Annotated in this window: 8 protein-coding genes and 1 riboswitch; of the genes, 2 read left to right on the top strand and 6 right to left on the bottom strand. The window is 45.1% G+C overall.

All coding sequences use genetic code 11. The features are described from left to right. From ACP45E_RS08535 to gmk, 5 genes are all read right to left on the bottom strand, one after another. On the bottom strand, window positions 1–933 hold a 933-nt coding region (locus ACP45E_RS08535), incomplete at its 3' end, for an OB-fold nucleic acid binding domain-containing protein (protein ID WP_241824289.1). Between the two features lie 225 nt (window positions 934–1,158). Continuing rightward, window positions 1,159–1,845, bottom strand: a complete 687-nt coding sequence (gene trmH, locus ACP45E_RS08540) for a tRNA (guanosine(18)-2'-O)-methyltransferase TrmH (protein ID WP_069584887.1) — start codon at window positions 1,843–1,845, stop codon at window positions 1,159–1,161. An 89-nt stretch (window positions 1,846–1,934) separates the two neighbouring features. Next, entirely contained in the window at window positions 1,935–4,055 is a 2,121-nt protein-coding gene (spoT, locus tag ACP45E_RS08545; RefSeq protein WP_017036306.1) for a bifunctional GTP diphosphokinase/guanosine-3',5'-bis pyrophosphate 3'-pyrophosphohydrolase, read from the bottom strand. Window positions 4,056–4,172: 117 nt separating this feature from the next. Then, the gene (gene rpoZ, locus ACP45E_RS08550; RefSeq protein ID WP_004735648.1) at window positions 4,173–4,445 is read right to left on the bottom strand and encodes a DNA-directed RNA polymerase subunit omega; all 273 of its coding nucleotides are present in this window, start codon (window positions 4,443–4,445) and stop codon (window positions 4,173–4,175) included. Window positions 4,446–4,627: 182 nt separating this feature from the next. Further along, the gene (gene gmk / locus ACP45E_RS08555; RefSeq protein ID WP_017036307.1) at window positions 4,628–5,251 is read right to left on the bottom strand and encodes a guanylate kinase; all 624 of its coding nucleotides are present in this window, start codon (window positions 5,249–5,251) and stop codon (window positions 4,628–4,630) included. Window positions 5,252–5,634: 383 nt separating this feature from the next. After that, window positions 5,635–5,734: riboswitch (purine riboswitch) on the top strand. Between the two features lie 73 nt (window positions 5,735–5,807). Between gmk and ACP45E_RS08560 the strand changes: the two genes are divergently transcribed. Further along, window positions 5,808–7,178 carry an NCS2 family permease gene (locus ACP45E_RS08560; protein WP_017037135.1) on the top strand — a complete coding sequence of 457 codons (1,371 nt, stop codon included), beginning with the start codon at window positions 5,808–5,810 and terminating at the stop codon, window positions 7,176–7,178. Window positions 7,179–7,261: 83 nt separating this feature from the next. Here ACP45E_RS08560 and ACP45E_RS08565 read toward each other — a convergent pair whose 3' ends face one another. Continuing rightward, on the bottom strand, window positions 7,262–8,128 hold the full coding sequence (locus ACP45E_RS08565) for a YicC/YloC family endoribonuclease (RefSeq protein WP_017037134.1): 867 nt from the start codon (window positions 8,126–8,128) through the stop codon (window positions 7,262–7,264). Window positions 8,129–8,338: 210 nt separating this feature from the next. Here ACP45E_RS08565 and rph point away from each other — a divergent pair. Next, the coding region (gene rph, locus ACP45E_RS08570; protein WP_069584889.1) for a ribonuclease PH at window positions 8,339–8,887 on the top strand (549 nt) is incomplete at its 3' end.

Below are 8,887 nucleotides of genomic sequence, written 5' to 3' on the forward strand. Positions count from 1 at the left end.
TCGAACTGCTGCCAGCGCTGCCACTAGGGTTTTACCGGAACCGACATCCCCTTGCACTAAACGCATCATTGGATGACTTAGTGCGAGATCATGCTCGATTTCACTCACCACTCTTGATTGCGCATTGGTTGGGGTAAAGGAAAGCTGTTCGAGCAGCTGTTTCTTGAGTGTATCAACGGCCGGCAGCGCGATAGCATGGTCTTGTTGACCTTTGCTTCGGACAGCGAGCATGGATAAATTTTGCGCCAATAATTCTTCGATGATCAGCCGAAGCTGAGCTGGGTGCTTGCCTTCATCAAATTGCTCTAGATCGATAGTGGGTGGCGGTCGATGAATCGTATGCAGCGCCTGAGCGAGCGTTTGTTGGTGGTCGTAAAGCCCTGCAGGTAACAGTTCTTGTACGGCCGCTTTATCGAGCAACGCCAGTGCTTGATCTGTGATGTTCCTAAGTGTTAATTGTCTTAACCCATCAGTGGTTGGGTAAACAGGTGTTAATGTTTGCTCGGTATCTGGGCTCTGCTCTGGAGATGAAAATTTAAAGTCAGGGTGAATGATCTCAAGGCCCATTCCTCCCCGTTTTATTTCACCGTAAGCGTGAACCCATTTCCCTTCTGAAAAATTGTTTTTAATACCCGCGGTAAAGTTAAAAAATCGTAGAGTAATGGTGCCATTGCCATCACTGATTTTAACGGCGAGCATTTTTCGTTTGCCAAAAATGGTATCGACAGACATTACCTTGCCCTGTACCGCGGCCCATAACCCGGCATGAAGCTTTGCAATCGGGTAAACACGCGTACGATCTTCGTAGCGGTAGGGAAGGTGAAACAGCAAATCTTGAACCGTATTGAGGCCAACTTTTTCCAGCTTTTCTGAGACTTTAGCACCAACACCAGACAGTGAAGTGAGAGGGATAGCGGAAAGAAGTTGGGACATAAAATTCGCTCATAAGGCAGCCGTCGGTGGATAAACCTAGTTAACCATTGGGCTGTGTTTTTGTACAGTCAAAAATGGAAACAAGATGGAAAGAGAAGGCAGGAAATAGGGTGGAAAAGAGGCCCATCTTCGGTTTCTACCCTGTATTGAACCTATTTCCGTCCTATTTTAGGCTTCTTATCAGCTTCTTATCAGCTTCTTATCAGCTTCTTTTCGACTCAGCTTTTATGCTTTTTGCATCTCTTTCCACCAAGCTTCATCGGCCACGATTTGTCCTTCGTGATCCAGAGGTGGGTAAGGCAATTTCTTACGTTTCGCGACTTTCGCAAGTACCGGGTGACCGCGTTCAAATAGCGTACGGTGAATCGATTCTTCGGGAATAGCGCTCTCTTCTCGATCGTACATGCCCGCTTCTTGGCGTTGGCGCTGCGCTTCGTATAAAACAATCGCGCTCGCCACTGACACATTGAGTGATTGCACCATGCCCATCATTGGAATGATGATGTCTTGGTCAGCAAGCTCTAGTGCTTTTTTGGAGGCTCCTACCTTTTCATTGCCAAGAATGATGACGGTCGGTTTGGTGTAATCAATCTCGCGAAAATCAACCGCGGTATCAGATAGGTTCGTGACTAAAATCTGCATGCCCTGTGCTTTGAATTCGGCGACTGCATCAATAATGTCGTTGTGTGTGTCGACTTCTACCCAGTTTCTTGCGCCTGCTGAGGTGTGGCTGAGTGTACGCATCTGAGCACTAGGCCAAATTGCATGGATTTTGTGAATACCGGTTGCATCAGCGGTACGGATAATCGCCGAAACGTTATTGGGTTTATGGACTTCTTCCAAGCACAAAGTGAGGTCGGTTTGACGAGCTTTGAGGACATCTTGAATGCGTTGGTAGCGTTCTAAATTCATAGGTTTCTAATCTTTTTCATTATGATTTTATTGTGCCGATATTGTAAAAATGCGCCCAATTATGAGCGCATTTTAAAGGCGTAAACAAGCTAGTTTCTCTTGCGTCGAACTCTCAACGCTTGAGGCATCACTCGAATCTTCTTCATGATCCCAGCAAGATGCACACGATCTTTCGTTGTCAGTAGCATGGTGATGGTATATAAGCGACCGTCACGCTCTTCCGTTGAAATTCCGTGAATATTCGAGCCCGTTTTAGAGATAACATTGGTCAATTCTGCTAGAGCCCCTTGGCTATTTTGCATATCGATCGTTAACTCGGTAATGAACTCTTGCTCGTAATCTTCGGTCCATTCAACGCCCATGTACTTATCGGGTTCTTTTTGGTACCCGCGAACATTCGGACACGTTTCGCGGTGGACCACAAGGCCACGACCTGGAGAGACGTGCGCTATGATGTGATCATCAGGGATTGGGTGACAACATTTCGCGAACGTCAGTAGGATTCCTTCAGCCCCTCGAATTGGCAGTTTCTTCTTAGGCTTTCCATCTTTGGTGATCACTTCGGTTAATTCATCGCTATCGCCTAGCAAGCGTCGAGCGATGACGATACTCATGAGTTCACCAAGACCAATAGCGGCCAATAAATCTTCCAATGTCGGGATTTTTAGGTCACTCAGCACTTGTTGAATATTGTCTTCACTGACATCGGAAATCGACTGATCACCGAGTGCGTGATTAAGCAGACGACGACCCAGTGTGACCGATTCTTCACGACGCATGGTTTTCAGTACTTGACGAATCTTAGTGCGGGCTCGAGAAGTCACCACATAGTTAAGCCAGGCTGCATTTGGGCGCGCGCCCGGTGCACTGATGATTTCGATGGTTTGCCCGTTCTTTAGCGATTTGCTCAGTGGGTATGGGTTTCTATCGACACGAGCACCGACACACATATTGCCCACATCGGTATGCACCGCGTACGCAAAGTCGACAGCGGTTGCCCCTGCAGGCAGTTCAACGATGCGACCTTTTGGTGTGAAGACGTAAATTTCATCTGGGAACAGATCAGATTTCACGTTTTCAATGAACTCAAAAGAGTTACCGGCACTTTGCTGAAGTTCGAGTAGGCTTTGCATCCAGCGCTGAGCTTTCACTTGCGCTGTTGTGCCAGTGCGATCACTGTCATTTTTATATGACCAGTGCGCAGCGACACCTTTGTCGGCCATTTGGTCCATGTCTTCAGTGCGAATCTGTACTTCAACTGGAACACCGTGAGGGCCAATCATTGAGGTATGTAAAGATTGATAACCATTGGCTTTTGGAACCGCAATGTAATCTTTCATGCGACCAGGGCGAGGCTTATACAAACTGTGAACTTGACCAAGAACGCGGTAACAGGTGTCTACACTGTCGATGACCACACGGAACGCATAGATATCCATAATGGTATGGAATCGCTGATCTTTGGTTTTCATCTTGTTGTAGATGGAATAAAGGTTTTTCTCGCGTCCGAACACTCGAGCTTTGAGCCCAAAATCTTCTAGGCGGCCTTCAATCTCACTGTGAATGCGCTGAATCATCTCTTTTCGGTTGCCACGCGCGGCTTTGACCACTTCTCGAAGGACTCGATAGCGATTAGGGTAGAGCGCTTCAAAACCCAGCTCTTCTAGCTCTGTTTTGATATTGTGGATACCAAGGCGATGCGCCAAAGGAGAGTATATTTCAAGAGTCTCACGAGCGATGCGACGTTTTTTATCAGGGCGCAATGCACCTAATGTACGCATGTTGTGAGTACGGTCAGCAAGCTTGATTAAAATAACGCGGATGTCTTGCACCATTGCAAGGACCATCTTACGGAAGTTTTCAGCTTGAGCTTCTTTGCGATCTCGAAATTTAAGCTTATCCAGCTTAGACACACCATCAACGAGTTCTGCAACTGTATTGCCAAACTGCGCTTCTAAATCTTCTTTTGTGACATCACAGTCTTCAATGACATCGTGAAGGAGAGCAGCTTGTAGAGTTTCAATATCCAGGCGCATTTCAGCTAAGATACGAGACACAGCAACAGGGTGGATGATGTATGGTTCACCGCTTGAGCGGGTTTGCCCTTCATGGGCGTCTCTTGCTACCACATAAGATTGACGCAGAGCCTCAATTTGAGGCTCTGTTAGGTATTCTTGGGCAACGTCTTTGAGGCTATCAAATAGATACAAATTATAGGCCCGGCAGGTTGTTTAATGGTAATAAGCAACTTACTTTACTTTGCAAAGAAATGTACAAAGAAATCACTAGCAAGCCAGTTCTTCGTGGACAAGTTCTTTGCGGACAAGCTAGCGAGTGTGAGCGATGCTACTGACTGCTGCGAGTTCTGCTGCTTCTTGCTCTTGTTGCTCTTGGCGCTCACGTGCGTCTAGAACATCTTTAGTAATAAGCCCTTCTTCGATTTCGCGTAGAGCGATAACCGTTGGCTTATCATTCTCTTCTGGCACTAATGAATCTTTACCGCCAGTCTGCATTTGACGAGCGCGGCGTGCCGAAATAAGAACTAGGTCGAAACGATTACCTACTTTTTCAACAGCATCTTGAACAGTTACGCGTGCCATGAGGACTCCAATTAGTTAACTTAAATTTTTAATGACGAGAAAGTATACAAGCTTATATCAATACTTTCTAGCGATTAAATAGATTTGATCCTAAAGGATCTTGTGTATTAAAGGCGCTAAGAGTGAGTGTGAATTCTCAGAGCCGCTATATTCATTTCGCGTATTTTGGCTAGTCAGGTCGATTATTCAGCCAAAAGTGCGTCAAGCATGCCTTTATACTTGGCTGCTTGTTTATCTTGTTTCAATCTTTCGGCGCGAATAATGGCTTTAAAGTCCATCAGAGCGGCATCGAAGTCATCATTAATGATCACGTAGTCGTATTCATTGTAGTGAGAGATCTCTGCTTTTGCTTCTGCCATGCGTTTGGCAATCACAGCATCGCTGTCTTGACCGCGAGCATTTAAGCGACGTTCAAGCTCGCCATTTGAAGGCGGTAGAATGAAAACGCTGCGAGCCAGTGGCATTTTTTCGCGTATTTGACGAGCGCCTTGCCAGTCAATATCAAGAAAGACATCAATGCCTTTTTCTAAATTTTCTTCAATCCAAACCTGAGAAGTGCCGTAGTAATTACCAAATACTTCTGCGTATTCTAAAAACTGGCCTTTACCGATCAGGTCTTCAAAGTGTTCTTTCTGTACGAAATGGTAGTGAACGCCATCTTGTTCACCCGGACGCATGCCGCGAGTCGTATGAGAAACCGATACTTTCATAGCATAGGTTGGATTGGTTTCTAGCATCGCTGAGATCAAGCTAGATTTTCCTGCGCCGCTAGGTGCAGATACGATATATAGAGTACCTTTGCCCATTTGTACTGTTCCACGTTTGGTTGAATGGAAGTCGAAAGTGCTTCGTCTTCAATTAAAGATAGCACTGACCCAAATTATCGTCACCAAGGGGATAAATCATTGGTCGATTTATCGAGTAAATTGGTGGTTTTTTAGGCCAGAAAAATGGAGGCGAAGAGTAGCATGTTTTACGTGTTTTGGACAAGAGAATGGTCTGGGCAATCACATCACTCTTTATTGGTTGGTATGAGTGAGAAATGCGGATTCGTAAAGAGTAAAAAAGGCAGGATAATGAATATTTTGGCAATCGTTTGCTTGTTTATCAAGCGTTTGATTTATTGTGTAATTTTTATTCTTAATTCATGTCGAAAATCATTGAATTATTCACCGGAGCGATTAAAATTCGCGCCAAAGTTTTATCGCACTGTATATGTTTAGTGATTTGGTCTAAACGTTTCTACTACTGAGCCTAACTCGGTTGCTACAGTCATTTTTGGTTGTGTCGCTGTTAAACGGACCTTCATATTCAGCGTGATAATCCCACCGAATTTTTAAATTAACTGAATAGGGTTCCGTTGTGAGCATCGATACTAGTATTAAGGATAGAGCGTCTGATTCTTTTCTTGAGTCAACCTTCAAAATTACCGAAAGAAAATCCACCATTGGCACAGAGCTGTATGCCGGCTTTATTACTTTTTTGGCCATGAGTTACATCCTCGCGGTTAACCCAGCGATTCTAGGTGATATTCCTGGTATGGATCGTGGTGCCATCTTTACCGCTACCGCACTGGCGGCTGCGCTTGCAACGCTGGTGATGGGCGTATTTGGTAATTACCCTGTGATGCTTGCACCAGGGATGAGTATGAACGGCTTTTTTAAAGGGCTATTGTTCAGTGGCTCTGTCGCTTTGGTTTGGCATGAAGCGTTGTTTGGTATTTTCTTATCAGGTGTGCTCTATCTAATTCTTTCAATGACGAACTTGCGCAAAGCCATGATTGAGTCGATTCCCGAAGATCTTAAGTTGGCGATTACCGTTTCTCTCGGCCTATTTATCGCTTTTCTAGGCTTAAAGAACGCAGGCATCATTGTGTCGAATCCGTTTGTTCTTGTCGGTATGGGAGATATTACTAATCCACAAGTGTTGATCGCGTTCATCAGTATTTTTATAGCTTTGGGCTGTATGGTTCGTGATATTAAACTGGCGACGTTCATTTCGTTTGTTTCAGCGATCGTTTTAACCATTCTTGCTGATATTTTCTTGGGCACCAATCACGCGCCGATCCCAGATCAGTTTGTCACTATGCCACCAAGTATGGAAGGCAGTTTTGGTGCGATCTTTAACTTCTCAGGATTTACCGCAGAGAAGATGTTTGATCTGCTTTTCATCGTGATCATCTTCTTGATTGTCGATTTCTTTGATGGGCTAAGTACGATTGTTGGTGTTGGTCGTGATGCGGGTATTATCGATAAAGATGGCAAGGTACCGAATGCACGCTCAGCATTGGTTGCTGATGCAGGCGGAACCGTGATTGGTTCAGTATTAGGTACGACGTCTATTACCGCATTCTCTGAATCGGGTATTGCTTCTTCACAAGGGGCGAAAACTGGCTTGGCTGCGGTGATGGTTGCCGGTTTATTCTTAATCTCGCTATTCTTATATCCGCTGTTCTCTATCTTCTCTGCTGCGATGGTGGCACCCGCGATGGTGGTGGTTGGTATCTACATGATTGGTCGCCTAGGTCAAATTAACTGGGAAAAGAAAGAGTCACGCATTGCTGCCTTCTTTACCATCATGTTTACAGTATTAAGTTTCTCTCCTGCAAACGGCATGGCGATGGGCTTTATCAGTTATGCATTTACGATGGTGGTTGCGGGTAAAGGCAAGCAAGTCCACCCAGTGATTTACGCGCTGAGTGTGTTGTTCATGACTTACTTGGTTCTATTATAAATTAAGTGATTAACTGTCCAGTAAAAATAAAAAAACCAGAGCAAAAAATGGCTCTGGTTTTTTTGATCTCAAAATAATTAACTTTATTCTATATTCTGGATCTGCTCGCGCATTTGCTCGATAAGCACTTTTAACTCAACACCTGATGCAGTGATGTCGGTGCTGATAGATTTAGACGCTAGCGTATTGGATTCGCGGTTGAACTCTTGCATCATGAAGTCTAGTTTACGACCACAAGCGCCACCTCTCTTCATCACAGCATTGGCTTCTTTCACGTGTGAATCTAAGCGATCCAGCTCTTCGGCTACATCGGATTTTTGTGCAAGCAAGATAAGCTCTTGTTCGACGCGAGAGCCATCGAGTTCAATGTTCGCTTCTTCAAACTTCTTCAATAGACGCTCACGTTGCCATTCTAAAATTTCAGGCATGCGCGCGCGTACTTTCACCACTTCTTCTGTAATAGCCGCCAAACGTTGGTCGATCAGTGCTTTCATGTTGGCACCTTCGCTTGCACGCGCCTCGATGAACTCTTTAATTGCTTCATCAAATCCAACCAAAAGGTCTTTGTTGATGCTGTTCATGTCTTGCTCTGGTGTTTCCATAACACCCGGCCAGTTCATGATTTGAAATGGGTTCAAACGGCTCTCTTCGCCAGTTAACGACATCACTTGATTTGCCGCATTGATCACTTGCTTAGCTAAATCTTGATTGATGGTTAAATCGCCTTTAGCGGCAGGGTTTGCTTCAAAACGCAGATTACACTCTACTTTTCCGCGCGCTAAACGCTTACGAAAACGCTCACGAAGCACTGGCTCTAAACCGCGAAACTGCTCTGGCATGCGGAAGTAAGTTTCTAAGTAACGCTGGTTTACCGAGCGAATTTCCCAAACAGCGGTGCCCCATTCGCCTTTCACTTCTTTACGTGCGTAGGCTGTCATACTATAAATCATCGAATTTTCCTGTCTCAATATTAGGTGAAAATTAACCGCGCAATAGTAGCAGATTTTTCTATCTAATTTGTTTCCCCTACCGACTTTTCTTCGATCTTCTTGCCTTCCTCTTTCTCCCCCTCTTACTACCCTTTCTTTTCCTTCTTTCATATTTCCTATATAATCTTGCCCCAATTCACTCCGTCTCATCCAAATAAAGGTATATGCCCTATGCGTCCAAACGATCGCGCAGCGGACCAAGTTCGCCCAATTAAAATTACTCGTAATTACACCGCATATGCAGAAGGTTCTGTGTTGGTTGAGTTCGGTAATACGAAAGTTTTGTGTAACGCAACGATTGAAGAGAACGTTCCTCGTTGGTTGAAAGGTCAAGGTAAAGGTTGGGTAACGGCAGAATACGGTATGTTGCCACGCGCGACTCACACGCGTACTCGTCGTGAAGCGGCAAGTGGTAAGCAAGGTGGTCGTACGATGGAAATCCAACGTTTGATCGCTCGTAGCCTTCGTGCTGTGGTTGATTTAAAGGCGATGGGTGAAATCATGATCACGGTTGATTGTGATGTTATTCAAGCGGATGGCGGTACTCGTACTGCTTCTATTTCTGGGGCCAGTGTGGCTATGGCCGATGCATTTCAGTCGCTTATTGCGAGCGGTAAGCTGAAAAAGAACCCAATGAAAGGGCATGTATCAGCGGTCTCGGTAGGTATTCTGGGCAAAGACATTCTATGTGACCTTGAATACGTTGAAGATTCAAAAGCC

The organism is Vibrio genomosp. F10 str. 9ZD137 (genome assembly GCF_049974785.1).
Lineage (GTDB): Bacteria > Pseudomonadota > Gammaproteobacteria > Enterobacterales > Vibrionaceae > Vibrio.

Coding starts and splice junctions, on each gene's coding strand:
- trmH (WP_069584887.1), bottom strand. CDS start 1,845: ATGAATTTAGAACGCTACCAACGCATTCAAGATGTCCTCAAAGCTCGT.
- rpoZ (WP_004735648.1), bottom strand. CDS start 4,445: ATGGCACGCGTAACTGTTCAAGATGCTGTTGAAAAAGTAGGTAATCGT.
- gmk (WP_017036307.1), bottom strand. CDS start 5,251: ATGGGCAAAGGTACTCTATATATCGTATCTGCACCTAGCGGCGCAGGA.
- ACP45E_RS08565 (WP_017037134.1), bottom strand. CDS start 8,128: ATGATTTATAGTATGACAGCCTACGCACGTAAAGAAGTGAAAGGCGAA.